Here is a 19851-nt window from a genome sequence, read left to right as displayed (position 1 = left end):
CGTTATTTTTTCTCAAGCGTCCGCTTCATCATTTCGGCTCCCTGCGTCATCGTTGCATCGATGAAGCCGGCGAACTCGTTGGGCAGCACATCGGTGATCCAGACAAAGGTGGCCGTGAGCATGTTGCGTTCCGCCTGAGGCCTGTTAAGGCTAAAGCGCCCTGCCGTCATCGAACAGGCCCGGCGCCTCGCCGAACTGGGCGCCTTCGATCTGCAGCATGCGCAGCTTGGTCGCCACCCCGCCGCCGGCCGAGAATCCACCCGAGCGGGCGCCGGCCGCCAGCACCCGGTGACAGGGCACCACGGGTGCAAACGGATTGTGGCCCAGCGCCTGGCCCACGGCGCGGGCGGCGCCCGGCTCGCCGATCCGGGCCGCGACTTCGCCATAGGTCAGCGTGCGCCCCGGCGGGATGGCCCGCGCCACTTCGTACACGCGCTGGTGGAACGGTGGCACCCCGCTCATGTCGAGCGCAATATCAAGCAGGTCGTCCCGCGTGCCGTCCAGCAGGGCCGTGATTCGCTGGATCGCCGCCTGGGCTTCGGGCGGTGGTGGCACTTCATCGACCTGTGGGAACAGCCGCCTCATGCGGGCGCGGGTCTGCGCCACACTGGGCTCGGGCAACAGCAGGCCGGCCAGCCCGCGTTCACCCCAGGCGATGCCGCAGTGGCCAATGGCGGTTTCAAACAGGGAAAAGCCCAGCGCTGTTGCCATGGGCCGATGCTATCACCGGCCATCCCGACGACAAGCGGCTTTCCGGGGCAAACCACCCTGTGGCCGAGGCTTTATCTTTACGGGCCCGGTGAAGCAAACCGGCTGCTGGCAGGGGCAAGCGGATGCCGGCAGCATGAAGGGCCCGCTTTCCTTCATACTGGCATCCGAACTACTTCCTGACCCGGCAACTTCCCATGACCAAAACCTCCATCGACAAAAACAAGATCAAGTTCCTCCTGCTGGAGGGCATTCACCCTTCCGCCGTTGACGTGCTCAAGGCGGCGGGTTACACGCAGATTGAAAGCCTGTCCGGCGCGCTGCCCGACGATGAGCTCAAGGCCAAAATCGCGGATGCGCATTTTGTCGGCATCCGTTCCCGCACCCAGCTCACGGCCGAGGTGTTTGCCCATGCGGCCAAGCTGGCCGCCGTCGGCTGTTTTTGCATAGGCACCAACCAGGTCGACCTGGAAGCCGCCCGCGAGCGCGGCATTGCGGTGTTCAATGCGCCGTTTTCCAACACGCGCTCGGTGGCCGAGCTGGTGCTGGCCGAGGCGATCCTGCTGCTGCGCGGCGTGCCCGAGAAAAGCGCCGTGGCGCACCGCGGCGGCTGGCTCAAGTCGGCTGAAAATGCCTATGAAATCCGCGGCAAGACCCTGGGCATCGTGGGTTATGGCTCCATAGGCACGCAGCTGTCGGTGCTGGCCGAGGCGCTGGGCATGCAGGTGGTGTTTTTCGACGTGGTCACCAAGCTGCCGCTGGGCAATGCCCGGCAGGTGGCCCAGCTGAACGATTTGCTGGCGCAATCCGATGTGGTCAGCCTGCATGTGCCCGAAACCCAGGCCACGCAATGGATGATGGGCCAGGCCCAGATCGCCGCGATGAAGCCCGGCAGCGTGCTGATCAACGCCTCGCGCGGCACGGTGGTCGAGATCGAGCCGCTGGCCGAAGCCCTGCGCCAGAAAAAATTATTGGGCGCGGCGATTGATGTGTTCCCGGTGGAGCCGCGCAGCAACAAGGACATGTTCGAGTCACCCCTGCGCGGCCTGGACAACGTGATCCTGACGCCGCATGTCGGTGGCTCGACCATGGAGGCGCAGGAAAACATCGGCATCGAGGTGGCCGAAAAGCTGGTGAAGTACAGCGACAACGGCACCTCGACCTCCTCCGTCAACTTTCCCGAGGTGGCGTTGCCCGCCCACCCCGGCAAACACCGGCTGCTGCACATTCACCGCAACGTGCCGGGCGTGCTGTCGGAAATCAACCGGGTGTTTTCTGACAACCACATCAATATCGCCTCGCAGTTCCTGCAGACCAATGAAGCCATAGGCTATGTGGTGATAGACATCGATGCGGCGCACTCCGACATGGCGCTGGCCAAACTCGCGGCCGTTCCGGGAACCATCCGCAGCCGCGTTCTTTTTTGAGCACCGCCTGCGGCGGCGGGCGAAGATGCTATCGAATTGAGAGCTACCTATTCCCGTCCTGATTGGGCTGGAGTCACTTTTTTATAATAAACATGCCTAGTTGGCCGGCGCCTGCAGACCCAGCAGGCCCGCCAGTGCAGCTGTCGAGGAAGCGCCCTCCTGCGTCACCAGCGCGCCGGTCTGGGCGTGCGTTCCCACAATGGTCGGGATGGAAGCGAAGCCAAACCGGGTCATCAGTGCCGTATTCCTGGCGACGGCCGCCTTCTGCGCCTCGATGTTGCTGCCGGTGCTGATGCCGCCCTGCTTTGCCAGCAGGGAGGCTTCGTGCGCGTCCATCGCGGCGACCGGGTCGGGGGCGGCCAACAAAGTGGCGCCCTGGGAGGTGCTGGCCGGGTTCAGGATGCCCACGGGAATCCAGATGAATTTGGCCTGCGACTTCAGCGGCTTGGCCGCCTCCCACAGCGCGCCGCAATGCGGGCACTGGGCATCGAAGAAGACGTAAACGGTGCGGGTGCTCATGGCCTGGCCCGCCGTGAAGCCCGTGGCTTCGGCGGCAATGGCGGCCATCGACACCGGTGTGGATGCCGCCTTCGCGGGCGCGGTGCTGGGCGCTTCGTTGCAACCGGCAAGGAGCAGGCCGGCCGCGATGAGCGTGGCGGGAATGAATTTGCGGACGAGTTTGAAGGTCATGGCGCCTGGAAATTGGGCAAGCAGAGAAGGTTGATGGAAAGGAACTGAAAGGATAGCGCAGACAGCTGCTGTGGGGGTCTTGTCGTACTCGATCTTCCCAGGTTGCACCATGCGGGCTTGCGCGCCGCGGAACTGTTTATCGTGCCGATGCATCGAATCACCATGATGGCGGCCCCTGCCTTAAGGCAGATGGGACACCGCGGCTCGGGCCTGCGAGTGTCGATTCGCTCGACTGAAATGCCCTCCCGCCGACTCTGCCTGCCAATTGAACTACGGAAGACAGCGAGGAAATCATGAACTTCAAGTATGTCGTCGCAATTGTCCCGTCAGAGGCTGTGGAGTCCCTGGAAAGGCAACTCAGGATCATGGGTGTTGGAGGTATCACGCTGACCAGGGTCAAGGGCTTCGGCGAGTACAAGAATTTTTTTACCAGTGACTGGCTCAGCGAACACACCAAGATCGAGATCTTCACGGAGGAATCGAAAGTGGAGGCGCTTCTCAACGCCTTGCTGGAGACCGCTCTTTCCGATGTTCCTGGAGCCGGAATCGCGGCGGTGATGTCCGTGGAAAAGTTTCTCCATCTTCGTTGCGGAGCAGAGGTTTTACCTGACCCGTCGGTCTAGCGATTCCTTTGCGAGGCCCCTAATTTCAAAGCAGAACAACATGAAGTGCGATTCGAAAATGATGGTGAAGACGGCTGTCTGGTTGGGCGTTGCTCTCGCGGTTGCCTACTTCGCACTGCCTGCGGCCCAGGCGTTCATTCAGGCCAGCGCACCCTTCTTGGTGGCGCTCATCTGCCCTGTGGCGATGCTCTTGATGATGAAGGGCATGAACGGCGACAAGCAGGACGAGAACGCCAAGTCCGGTGAAAGCAGAGCGAAATCCGGGGTCCGAGATGCCGATCCGGACAAAGCCTAGCGAGCAACGCCCGCGTCAGGCGTTCGCGCGCGGCCGACGGCCCATCACTGGTGGCGATCTGCACCCACCTGGGGTGCATCCCGACCTTCAGGCCAGAGCCGGGTGCCGCCGACATAGGCGCATCATGGCCGGGTGGCTTCTATTGCCCATGCCATGGATCGAAGTTCGATCTCGCCGGCCGGGTCTTCAAGAACGTACCCGCTCCCGGCAACCTCGAAGTGCCCCCGCACCATTACTCTGGGGAATCGACGCTGCATATTGGCGTTGGACCCGAGGTCTGATCCCCCACCAGGAGACACCCGTCCGCTCATGCGCTTTACCACCCACCACAAAGAATAGCCATGCTCAATAAAAAAAGTACTCTTCAAGCCTGCATGCTCGCGTTGGCACTTGGCATCCTCGCCGCGTCCCCGGTTCACGCCGGCGAGCCAGTCACACTGATGCATGTCCACGGGCTGTCCTACAGCACCGACGGCAAACAGCTTTTGATTCCCAGCCATCACGGCCTGGCCGTGTACTCGGACGGGCATTGGTCCAAGGCCGCGGGGCCGGCGCATGACTACATGGGGTACTCGGCCACGCGCGACGCGTTGTACAGCAGCGGGCACCCGGCACCGGGTTCCGGACTGACCAACCCCTTCGGTTTGATCAAGAGCCGCGACGGCGGCAAGACCTGGCAGCAGCTCGGGCTCACGGGCGAGTCGGACTTCCATATGCTGGCGACCAGCTACGCGACCAACGCGGTATACGTGCTCAACCACCAGCCGAACTCCCGCATGAGCCAGGCCGGCATCTACTACACGCTAAACGACGGCCTGAAGTGGACGCGCGCCGCCGCCAAGGGGCTGGGTCCCAAGCTCAACAGCCTGGCTGTGCATCCCACTAACGCGGCACTCGTCGCCGCCGGCACGGACGACGGGCTGTATTTGTCCCGGAACTCGGCCGAGAGCTTCGAGCGGCTGGCTGGCGGCCGGCGGGTACTCGCCCAAAGCTTCGACCTGGACGGGCAGCATCTGTGGTTCAGCACCCATGCAGGCAAGGCGGCACTGGCGAGGATTGCATTGAAGGCCGGAGCCAAAGCCGAGGAGGTGCCGATCCCGGCACTGACGGAAGATGCCGTGGCCTACATCGCGCAGAACCCTGCCCGGCCGGCAGAAATCGCCATCGCGACCTTCCAGCGAAGCGTGTTTCTCAGCAAGGACCAGGGGCGAACCTGGACGCAGATCGCGAAGGAGGGAACGACCCATGAGTGACTTAAACGGCAATGCACTCAGGATCGTTGTGATCGTGCTCGCGGTCATTGGCGGCATTGCGATCCTGGGTGCCATCGGCATGGCAGTGATGCATTTCGGGATGATGGGTCGCTGGCGCTGCTGACGGGTCTCATTCCCCGCACCCAAACCAGAATGAGGACTTCTCACATGAACCATCAAAGGCGCCGCATCCTGATCCGATCCGCCGCTACTGCGGCGGCGCTCGCCGCGCTCGGCCTGCCGGCGTTGAGCGCAAGGGCCGGCAACGAGGAGAGCGCCGCTGCCGGCGTCGATGTCCACATTGAACTGCATGCGGTTCAAGATAAGGTTGCCATCCGCCCGGGTGAGCAGACGCAGGTGTGGCGCTACCGGGGCAAGCTGCTGCGCGGCGATGCGAGCGCGCTCGAGGCGTGGGCCGGCAACTACCTGGGGCCCATCATCCGCGTGCGCCGGGGTCAGCGCGTGCGCATCGACCTGATCAACGCGCTGCCGGAGTCGACCATCATTCATTGGCACGGGCTGCATGTCCCGGAACCCATGGATGGCCATCCGCGCTACGCGATCGCGCCGGGCGAGCGCTATGTCTACGAGTTCACGGTCGTGGATAGGGCCGGTAGCTACTGGTTCCACCCGCACCCCCATGGCCGAACGGGCAAGCAGATCTACTTCGGCCTGGCCGGCCTGTTCCTCGTCAGCGACGAGGAGGAGGCGACCCTTGATTTGCCCACCGGTCCGCATGATCTCCCGCTGGTCATACAGGATAGGACATTCGACGGTGACAACCAGTTCGTCTACTTGTCGGAGCGTGCGACCGGCGCGGCATCGCAGAACCCTGAACGAGGCGGCATGGGCCACGGGATGATGGGCGGTGACATGGGCGACATGATGGGCGCTATGGGTGGCATGAGCCAGATGATGGCCCGCATGATGGGCGTGCTCGGGGACCAGATCCTCGTCAACGGCAGGCCAGGTGCGAGCCTGGAGGTCGAGCGCCGCCCCCATCGCCTGCGCTTGCTCAATGCCTCGAACACACGCATGTACAAGCTGGCGTGGCATGACCGGTCGCCGCTGACGGTGATTGGGAGCGATGGCGGCTTGCTGGCGGCACCGCTGCAACGCGACTACGTCATGCTCGCGCCCGCCGAGCGCGTCGACCTGTGGGTGGATTTCGGCCGCTGGACTGCGGGCACCGAACTGACGCTGCAAAGCCTCGCCTTCGAGGGCGGCATGGCCATGGGCGGGATGATGGGTGGAACGGCGCTGCCCGATGGCGCGCCATTCCCGGTGCTCAAGCTGCGGCTCGAGGGTGGCACCAGACGCAGCGTCATGCCGCCACAACGACTGTCCCAGCTGCAGCAGCCGCAACCGCGCGCTGCCGTCAACTTCAATCGCCCCAAGGTGTTCAACCTCACCATGGGCATGATGGTCTGGGGCATCAACGGCCAAAGCTTTGACATGCTCGGTGCCAGCCCGCTTGAAACCGTCAGGCTGGGCACCCACGAGGTCTGGGAGTTCCGCAACGATGCCGCGACCGGGATGATGGGCATGTCGATGCCCCACTCGATGCACGTGCATGGGCTGCAATTCCGCGTCATCGGGCGCTCCGTTGCCGGCGAGTTCTCGCGGCAGCACGACACGGTGAAGGCCGGCTTCGTCGACGAAGGGTGGAAGGACACGGTGCTGGTGATGCCGGGCGAGCGTGTGCGCATCCTGCTGGGCTTCGCCGACTACCCGGGGCTGTTTCCCTACCACTGCCACATGCTGGAGCACGGGGACACCGGGATGATGCGCAACTATCTGGTCAAGGCATAGAGTCAGGGCAGCGACCTGGCTGTTGTCATTGCGTCATCCTCGCCCTCCTTCAAAAATCCGAAATCTGCCTTCTTGCCGATCGCCAGCTTGTCGAGCAGGTTCCTTGTCTCTGACCTTGAAGCTCATGGTCATGGCGGGCCCGCTCATGCTGTTGACGGGCCCCTGGGCCATGAGCACCCAGCCCGTCTTGCCGTTGATTTTCTTGACCGTGCCTTTCGTCATATGACGTGGAACGCGTCGATGCAGGGCGGTGGGTGCCCCTGCGAACGGGTGCCGCTCAGGCGCTTGTGTGGGGTGCCGGCATGGGCACGATCAATACCACCCGGGTGCCTTCCTGGGCCTTGGTGGTAATTTGCAAATGGGCGCCCAGCTCACGGGCACGCCGCTGCATGCCTTCCATGCCCTTGCCTTTGGGCCGGCCGCCCTCGCGGCTGGCGATTCCGCGGCCGTTGTCGCGCACTTCCAGCAGCAGGCATTTGTTTTCCGGCAAGTAGCAGCAGATCACTTCGATCACACTGGCCTGGGCATGGCGCATGATGTTCGAAAGGCATTCCTGGGTGATGCGCAGCACCTGCAGCGCCCGCTCTCCGCGAAAGGACTGAAGCGGCCCATCTGTATCCACCGTCCACACCATTTGAATGCCCAGCTTGTCCAGCGAATGCTGGACGCGGTAGCGCAGGCAGCCCAGCACGTCAACCACGCAGGCGTCTGTGCTGTCTACGGTGTCCACCATGATTTTGAGGTCCATGAGGCACTGCTCCAGGGCCAATGCGACCGCCTGCTGCTGCGGGGCACGGGTGTCAAGCGTGGCCAGGATGTTCACCAGCTGCGAGCCCACGCCATCATGCAGATCCTGTGCAATGCGACGACGTTCGTTGGCAACCGCGGTAGCGGCAAAGCCCGTTTCGGGGTCGAACCCCGTGACGGTGGCCCAGGCTGAATCGACGGGGGGCCTGGCGTGCGCCGGCCGGTTGGTGAGCAGCAACCACAACAGCAGCATTAGCGCGGGGTAAAAATACTGCGCCGGCGCGGTTCCCGGGTGCAGGTGGCTAAAGGTGAGAAGGCCATGGAAACACAGGCCAAGCCCCAGCAGGCCGCCGCCAAGCACCAGCCAGCGGTAGTCAGTGTCGCCGCGCAAGACCTCGCGCGCCAGAACCACAAACAGGGCGCTCGCGCAAACCAGGTTCAGCACCACCCAGAGTTCGTAGGCCAGGTCTTGCAGGAAGAAACCCCAGGCATTCCAGACCAGCAGCAGCAGCCCGACCAGGCCCTGGAGCATCCAGACCGTATGGACTTCGAAGCGGATAACCGAAACGCCAATCAGGAGAAAAAACGACGCCGCCAGGATGGTGAGCTGGTACCCCAGGCGGGCAAAAAAAACTACCAGCGGATTTTCGTCGTACAGCGCGCTGGCGCTGCTGCTCAACAGGTACAACAGCCAGCCGCCCGTGGCAACGGCATAAGCCAGGTCCAGTGGGTTGCGCCGCCTTTGCCAGGCCAGCCCGGCCACCGTCATGGTTGCCGCCATCGCCGCTGCGCTCAACACGGCGCCGGTATGTCCAGCCCAGCTGTTGGCGAGGGACAGCACGATCAGCCGCTCTAGAACAATCCGCGATGGGCCGCAAAGTTCACGGCTTGCGCGCGGGTTCGTACGTTGAGTTTGCGGTAGATGTTCTTGATGTGGGTGTTGACCGTGTGGCCGCTGAGCAGCATACGGGTACCAATTTCCTGGCTGGTGTAGCCTGAGGCCACCATTTTCAGCACTTCCTTTTCACGGTCAGACAACCTGTCCTTGGTTCCGCAGGCGTGCTCGACGCAATGCTCACTGTGCCGGGAATGGTCCATTTTTTGCAGCAGGCGCCGTGCAAGGTTAGGGGTGATGGAGGCCCCGCCGTTGACCACCTGCAAGACAGCCTGAGAAAAATTGCCAAACCAGGAGTTTTTGACCAGGTAACCGGTCGCCCCGAGTTCAAAGGCATGCAGGGCGTGTTCTTCATCCTCCATGGCGGAGATGACGATGGCCTCGGCCATGGGGCGCAGGGTTTTCATGTGTTCGATCAGGTCAAAACCCGTGCCGTCGCCCAGATTGAGGTCCACCATCATGACGTCAAACTCATGCAGGCCGATCAGGCGCCGCCCTTCCCGCAGGCTGCAGGCCTGCGCCAGAAGGTTAATCCGGGTGTCCGCCAGGAGTTCCTGCGCAATCACCCGTCGCATATGGGGATCATCATCCACCAGCAAGACGCGCACCGGCTGGCCTGGCTGGCCGGTCAGAAAGTCCGGCCACACGGAAAACCCATTGCCATGTCTGTAAAGGCTGGATTCAGTGGTGACTTTGTCAACGCTGATCACTGATTTTGACGTGACGCCAAATTCGATACCGTTGTCCATGACTCCTCCCAAACTCTTCTTCATCTCAGCAGGTGCAGCTCAATGACCCATGAGGGCGGCTGGAACTGCAGGTCTTGCCCTGCATATGAACGATTAATTTTTATCCCACGCTTACACCGTAGGGCAAATTGATACGTTTAGCCACCGTGAATACCTCAAAAGCACAAAATGTTACGTGGGTTGTATTGCGTAACTACCCAAAGCAAGCGCGGCAAGCAGTGCAGAAAAGATAGCTGCCTGGTTTGATCGCCGCTGAGGGAAGTGGGAAACCTCATGCGGCAGATGGCGAGCAGCCTGACCAGAATGCAGTAACCCAATGTAGCGATTGGTCGCGCCCACTGGCCGGATGAAACTGGCCCCAGACAAAGCCGGACGTCACGCAAGCCCCACAGGACTGCCGCGGCGCCAGGCGATGTCGACCAGGCTGGTGTGCCGGACAGGTCCGGCGCTCCGGAAAAATGTGAGCCCACCTTTTTTGAGGAGATCATCATGAAAACGATCGCATTCTTTGCGTTGAGCGCCCTCGCAACCGCAGCCATGGCTGTTCAGCCAACCAGTCCGTCTTCCATCACCATTGCCGCGGGCGCTACGTCGGTTCAAACGGCGTCCATCATCGGCACCACGGTGGCCAACCAGTCCAATACGCAGAACACGGCGCTGCAGAACCTGGCCAGCAATTCCGGCAAGATTGACATCAAGGGCAATTCCTACCAGACCGTCATCACCAACGGCGGCTCCGTCAAGAACGAAGCCAAGGACCGGTATGACTTTGCGAACCAGAACATCTCTTCCAACGCCGGCGACGTGGAAGTGGCCCGTGGCGCAACATCCAGCCAGTTCACCAGCCTGACCGATTCCACGGTAGGCAACAAGGCCAGCGGCGGCAATGCCAATGCCCTGCAAAACCTGGCCAGCAACAACGGCACGATTGACATCACGGGGAGCTCCAGCCAGGGCGTGAGCGCCAGCCACAGTACCGTGAAAAATGAAGCTAGTGGCAGCGGCGCGCTGGCTTCACAAAACCTGTCGTCCAACTTTGGCAAAGTGCTGGTGGCCGGCTATTCATCCCAGTCCACGTCCCTCAACTATGCCACTGTGACCAACATGGCCAACGGATACAACAGCCATGCGGCACAGAACATCGCCTCCAACGATGCCTGCAACGAGCCGCGTGACCCCTGCCCGAACGGCCATTGCGGCCGCAACGACTAGCAAGCCCCCGGAAGTGAGGTTGGACTTAACCTGACGGGAAGGAGCCGCGACGCCATCGGGCGACCGGACTCCTTCCCGCCTGAAAGATTGGAGGCCACACCATGGTCACACGTATCAAGGTCTGCTTGCTGATGGGTGTCGGTGCGCTGGGCTGCCTGCAGGCGGCGGCACAGAATGCACCGGGAGAGGACCCCGTCCGGCTGGACAAGAAAATCACGATCCAGATGCTGCCGCTGGGCGCTGCGCCCCGTTCGGGCAACATCAATCCCTCAACCGACATGCCTGCCTGGCAAAGAGCGCGCGTGGCGCGCTATGAGGCCAAGGCCTTCTCGGGCAACCCGGGAGACATCCTGAGCAAAAAGGATGTCGTGTCCACCGCCACGTCGGACGGGTTCAAAACCACCTGTACGCAGACGATTGGAAGCAACGTCGCCACCACAACCCCCGCAGGCTCTCCGAAGGAGCAGATTGTGGTGCTTCGGGGCGATCTGGTGAACATTTGCAATTAAACGGGTTTGCGCCCTCAGGTTTTACGGGGCGGCCCAACCCCGGCAGATCGTGCGGCGCTGTTTTCTTGGCTGCCCAACAGGAAACATCATCATGGACCAGAACAACAAGCTCTTACGCCGTACCGCAGTTGGGCGCTGCCGGCACTTTGCGGCCCTGTCCGCCCTGGCTGGCACCGTGCTGCTGGCAGCATGCAGCACACCGATGGACGCCCGAAACGACGCAGCGTTCCAGTCTTACGGCTATGCCATGGACCGCCCGGTCGTGCGACCGACGCGCTCCATTTCCAGTTTCTCGGACTCCCTGATGTGCATGGACCACATGCTGCGGGAAGCCCAGCTTGCCCCCACGCTGATCACCAGCAAGCAGATTCAGGACTTCTCCAGCCGGGTGCCCGTCGCGGCCAAGGACATGGTCATCACGGCGCTGTCGCAGATGTCGCGCCTGAGCAATGCCTTTCGCTACGTGGACTATGAGGTGGACATCGCCAGGCAGGACACCGTGCAGAACCTCACGACCATTCTGCTGAACAACAACCAGATGCAGTTGCAGCGCCCTGCCCTGTACATCTCGGGGGCCATTGCCTTTGTGGACCAGAACGTGGTCAACAACCGCTTTGACGTGGCCACTTCGGCCGCCCGGCTCGACACCGCCTACAGCCAGAACCGCAATGCCACGGTGATCGGACTGGAGATGCACCTGGGCGATTTTCGCACCCGGACCCTGATCCCCGGGCTCGACTCGGCCAATGAAGTCATCATAGGCGGCGCCGGTCAGGGGGTGGATGTGGCGGGCCGAATCGGCAACTACGGCGTGAAGTTCAACGTCGGCCGGGACTATGCCCAGGGCGCAGGCGGCGCCATGCGCACGCTGATTGACCTGGCCACCATCGAGCTGGTGGGCAAATGGGCCCGGGTTCCCTACTGGCAATGCCTGACCCTGGACCAGACCCACCCGGACTTCCAGCGCCAGATGCGCGACTGGTATGACGACAGCGGCCCCGCGGCGCAGGCCAGGTTGATCCAGAGCTCACTGGTCAGGCACGGCTATCTGCCTGCGGGCTCGGACCTGCTGGCCAGCAACGACCCCAACCTGCGTTCGGCCCTGGCCCGATTCCAGGCGGACAACGGCATGGTCGTCTCGGGCGTGCTGGACTTCAACACCTATGAGCGGTCCCTGCGAAACTTTGTGGGCCTGGCGCCCGACGGCACGCTCGCGCGCGTGGGCTGGAGCGGCGGCGGGATGATGCAGGCCACCAGCGCCATGGCTGCAAGCACGGGAACACCAGCCGCCGGCACCATCGACCTGCAGATTGAAAATCCCCTGCCCGCCGGCGAGCGTCCGGCCTTTGAGGAAGGCGAGCAGGTGTTCCTGTCGGCCACCGTGTCGCGGGCCTCCCACCTGTACTGCTACTTTGCCGATGCGAGCGGCGGTGTGATGCGTTTGCTGCCCAACTCGATCACCCCCAACTCCCTGGTGTCGGCCAACCTGGCGGTGCGCATTCCGGACTGGATGACCCCCAACCCCGCCTTTATCATGGATGCCGGCAAGCCGGGAACGGAGGCGGTGGGCTGCTTTGCGTCCGAAACCGACCCGCTAAGCAAGCTGCCCGCCCCCCTGCAAGGCCCGGCCCTAAAATCACTGGACGGCTACAAGTCACTGGCAGACGTCAATGCCGGCTTTGCCAGTGGCCTGGGCCCCGAGGGCTATGTGAGGAGTGAGATCAAATGGACCGTGAAACCCAAGCGTGCCGCTCCTGCCGCCGCGGCTTCAACGGCCACCCAGCCCCGTTAAGCCGTCAAAAACACAAGGTGCCCATGACCTGCAGCCCTGCCCGGCGCCAATGGACGGTCTGGCGCTCGCTTGCCTGCTGGACGATCCTGGCGATTTCAGCCATGAGCGTGAACGCCCGGGTGGCGGCGCAGCCGGTGCAGACCTTCAAGCTCAATCCGGTTTACCCGACGACCATAGAAACCTCCGGGCCGGCGGCGCAGGCACCGCTGCTGCCTGCGGGCTCCGTCACCGCAGAACCGATCCAGCCTTCCGGTTCGGTGGGTGCGGAGGCGCTGCGCATGCCCGAGCCGCTGGACCCGGCACTGGAAGCCGAGGTGACGCGTCTGCGGGCGACCGCCATGCGGCAGGCAGGCCGCGGCAGCGCGACGGAAAGAACTGCGGCCAACGCCTCATGGATGCTGGGCCTGCTGTACCTGCATGGACGGGGCGTGGCCAAAGACCTTGCCCAGGCGCAAATGTGGTTTGAACGCGCCCGCTCCCTAGGCGAACCCCTGGCCAACGCGGGGCTGGCCTGGTGCGAGATCGACGGCTGCGCGACGGCGCCCAATCCGGCAGCGGCCCGGCCGTGGATTGCGCAACTCCGGCAAGTGGACCGGCCCCGTGCCGACTACCTGGAGTGGCTCATGGAGTCTCGCCTGGCGCCTCTGCAGATCGCCTCACCGACTTTGCGCGAACCCGCGCCGGCCAGCCTGAAAAACCGGGACCTGTTGCTGCGCGCCTCCAACGGCGGAAATGTGCATGCCCGGATCGAACTGGGGCTGGAAAGCGTGACGGCCAATCGCCAGATCGAGGCCATGGCCTACTTCCGCTCCGTGGCGGCGCGCTCGGAGGCCGCCGCCGCCAACCTGGCGCTGCTGGCAAGCACCACCCAGACCAACCCGGACACCGGGGCCCGCATTCGCAGCGGGCCGCTCGTGGCCAGCGCCAGTGCCGAGCAGTTTCTGGCCAGCGCCAGGCGCTACCACCGCGGCGAAGGTGTGCCGGCCAACTATGTCGAGGCCATCCGGCTGTATCGCCTTGCGGAGGCCAAAGGCAGCAAGGAAGCCCACCGGATGCTGGCGCTGATCGCCTCCCGCCCCCGGCCCGACGGCAGCATTGACGTGGCCTGGATGCAGCAATTGGGCCAGATCGATCTCTCGCACGAGGTGCCGCAGGTCGACGGCCCCAGCCTCACGCGGACCTTGCATCGCGAACCCACGGCACTCTACGACCTGCTGCCCGCCCGGTGGCGCGACAAGCCCAGGCAGATCATGCGGTGAAAACGCCATCGAGGCATAAACCGCTATGTTTTTGATAGCTTTAGGCACCCGGCTATCAAGGGCTTGATGCCGATTTGATGCCCAACTCCGGGTTTCAGGCCCGCAAAGCCGCCTTCAACTCGCGGCCGATCTCGGGGCGATCCGCAAAGGGGTCGATCGGGTTCTTCTGCTGCACGATGCATTCCATGCGGGCCTGCACATTGCCCAGCGCCTGGGGATGGCTGTAGATGTAAAACTGGTCCGCCACCATGGCGTCAAACACCTTTTGGGCCACCTGCGCCGCCGTCACCTTGCCGGCGCCGACCGCCTTGTCGGTCATGGCCTGGCCTATGCGCTGGCTGCGGGTCGGTTTTTCCGTGGACAACTCCGTTGGCCGGTTGCGGTGACTTTGGCTGATGCCGGTCGGCACGAAATACGGGCATAACACGCTGGCGCCAATCTGGTCGCTGACAAGGCGCAAATCCTGGTACAGCGTTTCGCTCAAGGAGACCACGGCAGTTTTGCTGACGTTGTAAACCCCCATGTTGGGCGGGTTCAGCAGCCCGGCCATGCTGGCGGTGTTGACGATGTGGCCCTGCCAAGCGGGGTCCTTGGCCGCGGCTGCCAGCATCATGGGCGTGAATATGCGCACGCCGTGCACCACGCCCATCACGTTGACGCCCAGCACCCATTCCCAGTCCTTGACGGTGTTTTCCCAGATCAGGCCGCCGGAGCCGACGCCGGCGTTGTTGAACACAAAGTGCGGCGCACCAAAGCGCTCAAACACGGCGCGCCCCATGGCTTCCATCTGTTCGGCATTCGATACATCGAGCCTGAAAGACAGGACCTCGGCCCCTGTGGCCTTGATTTCGGCGCTGGCCTGGTCCAGTGCGTCCTGCTGCACGTCCACCAGCACCAGCTTCATGCCCAGCCTGGCGCCTATGCGCGCGCACTCCAGGCCAAAGCCCGAGCCGGCACCGGTCAGAACCGCTGTTTTATCCTTGAAATTCGTGATCATCAATGACTCCTTGGTACTTTCCTCAAACTAGGCGGGGCGCAGCATTTCGATATGGGGAATGCCGTCTTCGCTGTAGGGCGCGCCCGATGCCGTGAAACCATGCTGCCGGTAAAAGGGCTCCAGTCGCGCCTGGGCGCCAATCCGTATGGCCTGCGGGCCCCAGTACTGCGTGAGGCACGCTATCGCCTGCTTCATCAGCACGTGGCCCGCGCCGCTGCCCCGCACGGCGTCCCGCGTGACAACCCGGCCTATGCTGGCTTCGGCAAATTTCACGCCGGCGGCGAAGCAGCGCGCATAGGCCGCCAGCCGGCCTTCTGCCGTGCCCAGCAAATGCATGGCTTGCGTATCGGCGCCGTCCATGTCCTGGAACACGCAGGCCTGCTCGACCACAAAAACCTCGCTGCGAAGCTGCAGCAATTCATAAAGCTCCCGGCTCGTCAGCGCATCAAAGGGAACAAAGCGCCAGGTGATGACGCTCATGCTGGTGCCACGGCCTTCAGCTGGTAACCAATGCGCGGAAAGTGCACATGCAGCAGGCCGGCCCGCTCATCGCTGCGGCTCAGGGTGTAGTGCATGCGGGTGGCGGCGATCAGCTCGCCTTCGCTGGGCTCGGGGCCGAAGCTTTCGCCACAGACCTGCACGCGGCTGCCCAGCGGGATGCCGTGCTCATCCTGAAAAACATTGTCATGCGCATCATGCAAGGGGGCTGGCGTTGACGCAGCCGCTACCGCAATGGCTTCAGCGGCGCTGAATTTTTCCATGCTGCCGTGGCCAATCGCGGCCATGCGGTCCATCCACTCGAGTACGGCGGGTGTGGCGTCCAGGATGCCCGCCAGCACGGAGGTGCGCACGCGCGTGAACCACAGCGGGTGGTACATCGCAAAGTCGGCGATGCACGGCGCATCGCCCAGCAAAAAAGGCCAGTCGTCCAGCATGTCGGATAGGCGGCGCAGGTAGGATTTGTACGCCGCGGCGGCATCGGCCGGACGCAGGCGCGCCATGCCGACGCTCATGGCCTTGCGGTCTTCAATGAAGGCGCGGGCCATCTCGGGCGGTGCATTTTCAAACATCTGCGCCATGCCTTTGGGCTGGGTGTTGAAGGCCATGGAAGTCCAGAACAGCGTGTTGTCGGCCCAATGCGCAAGGATGCGCTCCAGGCCCTTGCCGGGTGCGGGGTAGAGAGTGGGCGTGGGCTGGAGGTGCTCCAGCACGTCGCAAATCAATGCCGTGTCGCAGTAAATGTCGGCGCCGATTTGCAGCACTGGTGTTTTGCGGTAGCCGCCCGTGAGCGCCACCACATCGGGCTTGGGCATGACCATTGGAATGATGACCGACTTCCAGGGCAGGTTTTTGTACCCCAGGATCAACCGGATTTTCTCGGAAAAGGGCGAGGTGGGGTAATGGTGAAGAATCAGCTCGGTCATGAAGGTCTCCTCGATGTCTCCGCGTTCATTGGGGCATGGCCCTGGCGATGATGCTGTCGAAATCAGTGCCCGCACCCAGCGTGCCAAAGGCCTGGCCCCAGTTGCCTGCAATGCGCGAATCGCAAAACGCGCTGAACACCGCCGCCGGTGCGGTCTGCAGCAGCAGCGCGGCTTGCACCGCCAGCGCCACGTCCTGCGCCAGGCGGCGCGCTTCCAGTTCGGTGGCCATCTCCTCCACACGCTCCGGCAGGCTTGCGGCCAGCCGGTCCAGGGCCGGGTGCGCACCCTTGGCTGGCAAAAGCTCCTGGGCCAGCGCCGCCACGGCATCGGCCTTGCGCAAGGCGCGCAGCAGGTCCAGTGCCATGATGTTGCCCGCCCCCTCCCAGATGGAATTGAGCGGCATTTCACGGTAGATGCGCGCCATGACGCCCTCGCCGCCCTCCTCCACATAGCCGTTGCCGCCCAGGCATTCCATGGCTTCCTGCGCAAAATGGCTGCCGCGCTTGCAAATCCAGAACTTGGCGATGGGCGTCAGCAGGCGTGCCATGCCGGCTTCATGCGCGTCGCCGGCGTGGTCGAAGGCGCGGGCCAGGCGCATCGCCAGCGCGGTGGCGGCTTCGGACTCCAGTGCCAGGTCGGCCAATACATTGCGCATCAGCGGCTGCTCTATCAGCCGCTTGCCAAAGGCCTGGCGTTGCGCGGTGTGGTTCAGGGCCAGGCTCAAGGCCTGGCGCATCAGGCCGCTGGTGCCCAGGGCGCAGTCCAGGCGCGTCATGGTGCCCATCTCAAGAATCTGCGGAATGCCGCGGCCCTCGTCGCCGACCAGCCAGGCCTGGGCGTTCTCGAATTCAACTTCCGAACTCGCGTTGGCCCTGTTGCCCAGCTTGTCCTTCAGGCGCTGGATGCGGATGGCGTTCAGCTTGCCGTCCTCCAGCACGCGCGGCAGGAAAAAGCAGCTCAAACCGCTTGGCGTTTGCGCCAGCACCAGAAAGGCATCGCACATGGGCGCCGAGAAAAACCATTTGTGGCCGGTGATGGCGTAGCGTGTGCCCCATCCATCCTGGCCCAGCGGCTCGGCCCGCGTGGTGTTGGCCCGCACATCCGAACCGCCCTGCTTTTCAGTCATGCCCATGCCCATGGTCAGGCCCGGCTTGTCGCGCCAGTGCTTGAGGGCCGGGTCGTAGGCGCGGCTGGTGAGTCTGGGGCTCCAGTCGGCATAAATGGCGGCATTGCTGCGCAGCGCGGGCGTGACCGCATAGGTCATGGAGATCGGGCACAGCACCGAAGGCTCCAGCTCGGTGAACAGCATGAAGCCTGCAGCGCGTTCGACGTGCGGGGAGCCCTCACCCCTGCCCTCTCCCAAAGGGAGAGGGAGAAAGGCCGGGGGAGTTGTCCCCTCTCCCTTTGGGAGAGGGCTAGGGTGAGGGCTGGCCCAAGGCGTGCCGTGCAGGCCGGCGCCGATGGCGAGTTTCATCAACTCGTGATAGCTCGGGTGAAACTCGACCTGGTCCATGCGCCGGCCAAAGCGGTCATGGGTGTGCAGCTCGGGTGGGTGGACGTTGGCCAGGCGCGCATGCGCCTGCATCCCGGCGCTACCCAGCGTTGCGCCCAGGCTTGTCAGCTCGGCGGTATCCAGTGCCGGTGCGTTGAACTTCAGCGCATCGCGCAGCGGCCGGTTGGAGGCAAACAGGTTGTAATTGACCAGCGGCTCGGGCTGGTTGAAGACCTCATGGGTGCTGTCCACGGCGACCTCCTGTGGCTGTTGACGCCTGGCTGCCCGCTAAATCAGTTTGACCAGCTGCTTGCCAAAATTCCTGCCCTTGAGCAAGCCCAAAAAGGCCTCGGGCGCGCTTTCGAGGCCTTGCGCCACGCTTTCGCGCGGCCGGAGCTTGCCGGTAGCGACCAGCGTGCCCAGTTCCTTGAGCGCTTCGGGCCAGACTTCCATGTGTTCGCTGACGATAAATCCCTGCACCTTGAGGCGGTTGGTCAGGATCAGCGCCGGGTAACTCAAGGGCAGCGGCTGGCCGTCGTAGCCGGCAATCATGCCGCACAGCGCAATGCGGCCAAAGGCATTCATGCGCGGCAGCACGGCGTCCAGCACCATGCCGCCCACGTTTTCAAAATAGCCGTCAATGCCGTCGGGACAGGCCTCTTTCAGCGCTTTGGAGAGCGAGGCGGCGTCCTTGTGCAGCTTGTAGTCGATGCAGGCGTCAAAGCCCAGTTCGTCGACCGCATACTTGCATTTGTCCGGGCCGCCGGCAATCCCTACCGCGCGGCAACCGCGTGCTTTTGCCAGGGCCCCGAAAGCACTGCCCACGGCGCCGGTGGCGGCGCTGACCACCACGGTCTGGCCGGACTTCGGCGCGATGATTTTCACCAGACCATACCAGGCGGTGACGCCGGGCATGCCCACGGCACCCAGGTAGTGCGAGAGCGGCACATGCGTGGTGTCGACCTTGCGCAAGGCGCCGGGCTGGTCGGCATTGACCACGCTGTATTGCTGCCAGCCGCCCATGCCGACCACCTTGTCGCCGGGCTGGAACTTGGGCGAGCGGCTTTCCACGACCTCGCCGGCGGTGCCGCCCTGCATGACTTCGCCCAGTGGCTGCGGCGCTGCATAGCTTTTGGCGTCGTTCATGCGGCCGCGCATGTAGGGGTCCAGGCTCAAGAAGTGGTGGCGCACCAGCACCTGGCCGTCCTGCAGGGCCGGCGTCTCACTGCTGACCAGCCTGAAGTTGCTGGCCACGGCTTCGCCCGTGGGGCGGTTGTCCAGCAGGATTTGTGGATTGAGCGGCATGTGAATCTCCTGTGATGACGGTAATTGCTATCTATTCAGTAGCTAATGGCGCCCGTCCATATTGGGCTAGCGCATGATTTACTCATTGAAAGATGGTTTTAGTCGGTGGAAATGGTGCTGACCGGCACATTCAGCGCATGGGCGCTCCTGGGGCCGACGGGCAGGCGCTTGACATATTTGAACGTTCCGGTGGCGTGCGCGCAAGCCTGTCCCTGCGCGTCGTAAAGAGTGGCTTCCGTGAACGCCATCGTGGCGGTACGGTGCATCAGCCGGCCCTTGCCCGTGAGCTTGCTGCCGTCACCGGGGGCGGGACGCATGAAGCTGGTTTTCATCTCTATGGTGACCACGCCCATGTCTTTTTGCACGCTGCGCGCGGACGTGGCCATGGTCACATCCAGCAAGGTCATGATGGCGCCGCCATGCGTGACCAGAAAGGAGTTCAGGTGCTCCGGATGGGGGGTGTAGCCCAGGGTTGATTCGCCCCCTTCAAACCGCTCCAGGGTGAAGCCGAGGTGGTTGACGAAAGGGATGTCTGCGCCGAAATTCATTGTTTCTCCGTAGGTTGCGACAAGCCTGGCACCCGGCGCACACCGCGCCCGGCCGCCCCAAGTGCGTGCCGGCCAGGGATGAGCATGAAAGGCCTGTGCATCACTCGAAATAAA

General features: G+C 63.4%; 21 protein-coding genes and 1 pseudogene. 11 read left to right on the top strand and 11 right to left on the bottom strand.

What is annotated here, in order from left to right; genetic code table 11:
- Nucleotides 1-150: 150 nt before the first annotated feature.
- The gene (locus tag PJE01S_RS08845) at nucleotides 151-711 is read right to left on the bottom strand and encodes a methylated-DNA--[protein]-cysteine S-methyltransferase (protein WP_068832867.1); all 561 of its coding nucleotides are present in this window, start codon (nucleotides 709-711) and stop codon (nucleotides 151-153) included.
- A 194-nt stretch (nucleotides 712-905) separates the two neighbouring features.
- On the opposite strand from PJE01S_RS08845, the gene serA reads away from it, so the two are divergent.
- Nucleotides 906-2135, top strand: a complete 1230-nt coding sequence (gene serA, locus PJE01S_RS08840) for a phosphoglycerate dehydrogenase (protein WP_068832865.1) — start codon at nucleotides 906-908, stop codon at nucleotides 2133-2135.
- Nucleotides 2136-2231: 96 nt separating this feature from the next.
- On the opposite strand, the gene PJE01S_RS08835 is transcribed toward serA, so the two are convergent.
- Entirely contained in the window at nucleotides 2232-2825 is a 594-nt protein-coding gene (locus PJE01S_RS08835) for a thioredoxin domain-containing protein (protein WP_068832863.1), read from the bottom strand.
- A 293-nt stretch (nucleotides 2826-3118) separates the two neighbouring features.
- Here PJE01S_RS08835 and PJE01S_RS08830 point away from each other — a divergent pair, with 293 nt between their 5' ends.
- From PJE01S_RS08830 to PJE01S_RS08815, 6 genes and pseudogenes are all read left to right on the top strand, one after another.
- The gene (locus PJE01S_RS08830) at nucleotides 3119-3448 is read left to right on the top strand and encodes a P-II family nitrogen regulator (RefSeq protein WP_068832861.1); all 330 of its coding nucleotides are present in this window, start codon (nucleotides 3119-3121) and stop codon (nucleotides 3446-3448) included.
- Between the two features lie 40 nt (nucleotides 3449-3488).
- A complete protein-coding gene (locus PJE01S_RS08825) occupies nucleotides 3489-3743 on the top strand; it encodes a DUF2933 domain-containing protein (RefSeq protein WP_084389437.1) in 255 nt (84 codons plus the stop codon).
- A 20-nt stretch (nucleotides 3744-3763) separates the two neighbouring features.
- Nucleotides 3764-4024: pseudogene (locus PJE01S_RS24415) on the top strand (Rieske 2Fe-2S domain-containing protein); the annotation flags it as partial.
- A 60-nt stretch (nucleotides 4025-4084) separates the two neighbouring features.
- Nucleotides 4085-4996 (top strand): F510_1955 family glycosylhydrolase, encoded by a 912-nt coding sequence (locus PJE01S_RS08820; RefSeq protein ID WP_068832857.1) that lies wholly within the window; start codon nucleotides 4085-4087, stop codon nucleotides 4994-4996.
- Complete coding sequence (locus PJE01S_RS26165; protein ID WP_281178582.1) at nucleotides 4989-5120, top strand: hypothetical protein; 132 nt, start codon at nucleotides 4989-4991, stop codon at nucleotides 5118-5120. The genes PJE01S_RS08820 and PJE01S_RS26165 overlap by 8 nt, the downstream gene beginning before the upstream one ends.
- 44 nt (nucleotides 5121-5164) lie before the next feature.
- Nucleotides 5165-6808: a multicopper oxidase family protein gene (locus tag PJE01S_RS08815; RefSeq protein WP_068832855.1), complete on the top strand. Its 1644-nt coding sequence runs from the start codon at nucleotides 5165-5167 to the stop codon at nucleotides 6806-6808.
- Between the two features lie 33 nt (nucleotides 6809-6841).
- Here the strand turns inward: PJE01S_RS08815 and PJE01S_RS24410 are convergent, their stop codons facing one another.
- The 3 genes from PJE01S_RS24410 to PJE01S_RS08805 are packed head-to-tail and all read right to left on the bottom strand — an operon-like array spanning nucleotide 6842 to nucleotide 9199.
- Nucleotides 6842-7030: a copper-binding protein gene (locus tag PJE01S_RS24410; RefSeq protein WP_084389436.1), complete on the bottom strand. Its 189-nt coding sequence runs from the start codon at nucleotides 7028-7030 to the stop codon at nucleotides 6842-6844.
- Nucleotides 7031-7085: 55 nt separating this feature from the next.
- Nucleotides 7086-8396 carry a sensor histidine kinase gene (locus tag PJE01S_RS08810; protein ID WP_157090271.1) on the bottom strand — a complete coding sequence of 437 codons (1311 nt, stop codon included), beginning with the start codon at nucleotides 8394-8396 and terminating at the stop codon, nucleotides 7086-7088.
- A gap of 11 nt (nucleotides 8397-8407) precedes the next feature.
- On the bottom strand, nucleotides 8408-9199 hold the full coding sequence (locus tag PJE01S_RS08805) for a response regulator transcription factor (RefSeq protein WP_068832851.1): 792 nt from the start codon (nucleotides 9197-9199) through the stop codon (nucleotides 8408-8410).
- 489 nt (nucleotides 9200-9688) lie between these two features.
- Between PJE01S_RS08805 and PJE01S_RS08800 the strand changes: the two genes are divergently transcribed.
- The 4 genes from PJE01S_RS08800 to PJE01S_RS08785 all read left to right on the top strand — a co-directional run bounded on the left by PJE01S_RS08800 (nucleotide 9689) and on the right by PJE01S_RS08785 (nucleotide 13971).
- Nucleotides 9689-10411: a hypothetical protein gene (locus PJE01S_RS08800; RefSeq protein ID WP_157090270.1), complete on the top strand. Its 723-nt coding sequence runs from the start codon at nucleotides 9689-9691 to the stop codon at nucleotides 10409-10411.
- Nucleotides 10412-10512: 101 nt separating this feature from the next.
- A complete protein-coding gene (locus tag PJE01S_RS08795; RefSeq protein ID WP_068832847.1) occupies nucleotides 10513-10920 on the top strand; it encodes a hypothetical protein in 408 nt (135 codons plus the stop codon).
- A 91-nt stretch (nucleotides 10921-11011) separates the two neighbouring features.
- A complete protein-coding gene (locus tag PJE01S_RS08790; RefSeq protein ID WP_084389435.1) occupies nucleotides 11012-12712 on the top strand; it encodes a DUF4384 domain-containing protein in 1701 nt (566 codons plus the stop codon).
- Nucleotides 12713-12735: 23 nt separating this feature from the next.
- Nucleotides 12736-13971, top strand: coding sequence for a tetratricopeptide repeat protein (locus PJE01S_RS08785; protein WP_068832845.1), 1236 nt, complete (start codon nucleotides 12736-12738; stop codon nucleotides 13969-13971).
- A gap of 94 nt (nucleotides 13972-14065) precedes the next feature.
- Here the strand turns inward: PJE01S_RS08785 and PJE01S_RS08780 are convergent, their stop codons facing one another.
- From PJE01S_RS08780 to PJE01S_RS08755, 6 genes are all read right to left on the bottom strand, one after another.
- On the bottom strand, nucleotides 14066-14968 hold the full coding sequence (locus PJE01S_RS08780; protein ID WP_068832841.1) for an SDR family oxidoreductase: 903 nt from the start codon (nucleotides 14966-14968) through the stop codon (nucleotides 14066-14068).
- A 27-nt stretch (nucleotides 14969-14995) separates the two neighbouring features.
- On the bottom strand, nucleotides 14996-15448 hold the full coding sequence (locus PJE01S_RS08775) for a GNAT family N-acetyltransferase (RefSeq protein ID WP_068832839.1): 453 nt from the start codon (nucleotides 15446-15448) through the stop codon (nucleotides 14996-14998).
- Nucleotides 15445-16392, bottom strand: coding sequence for a glutathione S-transferase family protein (locus PJE01S_RS08770; RefSeq protein WP_068832837.1), 948 nt, complete (start codon nucleotides 16390-16392; stop codon nucleotides 15445-15447). Before PJE01S_RS08770 ends, PJE01S_RS08775 begins: the two co-directional genes overlap by 4 nt.
- Nucleotides 16393-16417: 25 nt before the next feature.
- On the bottom strand, nucleotides 16418-18136 hold the full coding sequence (locus PJE01S_RS08765) for an acyl-CoA dehydrogenase family protein (RefSeq protein WP_068832835.1): 1719 nt from the start codon (nucleotides 18134-18136) through the stop codon (nucleotides 16418-16420).
- 36 nt (nucleotides 18137-18172) lie between these two features.
- The gene (locus tag PJE01S_RS08760; protein ID WP_068832833.1) at nucleotides 18173-19189 is read right to left on the bottom strand and encodes an NADP-dependent oxidoreductase; all 1017 of its coding nucleotides are present in this window, start codon (nucleotides 19187-19189) and stop codon (nucleotides 18173-18175) included.
- Nucleotides 19190-19287: 98 nt separating this feature from the next.
- Nucleotides 19288-19737, bottom strand: coding sequence for a PaaI family thioesterase (locus tag PJE01S_RS08755; RefSeq protein WP_068832831.1), 450 nt, complete (start codon nucleotides 19735-19737; stop codon nucleotides 19288-19290).
- Nucleotides 19738-19851: the final 114 nt, after the last annotated feature.

Origin of the sequence: Polaromonas jejuensis NBRC 106434 (assembly GCF_001598235.1) — a bacterium.
In the GTDB taxonomy this organism is placed as follows: Bacteria; Pseudomonadota; Gammaproteobacteria; order Burkholderiales; family Burkholderiaceae_C; genus Polaromonas; species Polaromonas jejuensis.
Note: the sequence above shows the minus strand (reverse complement) of the source record. Positions and strands in the feature narration are given on the sequence as shown.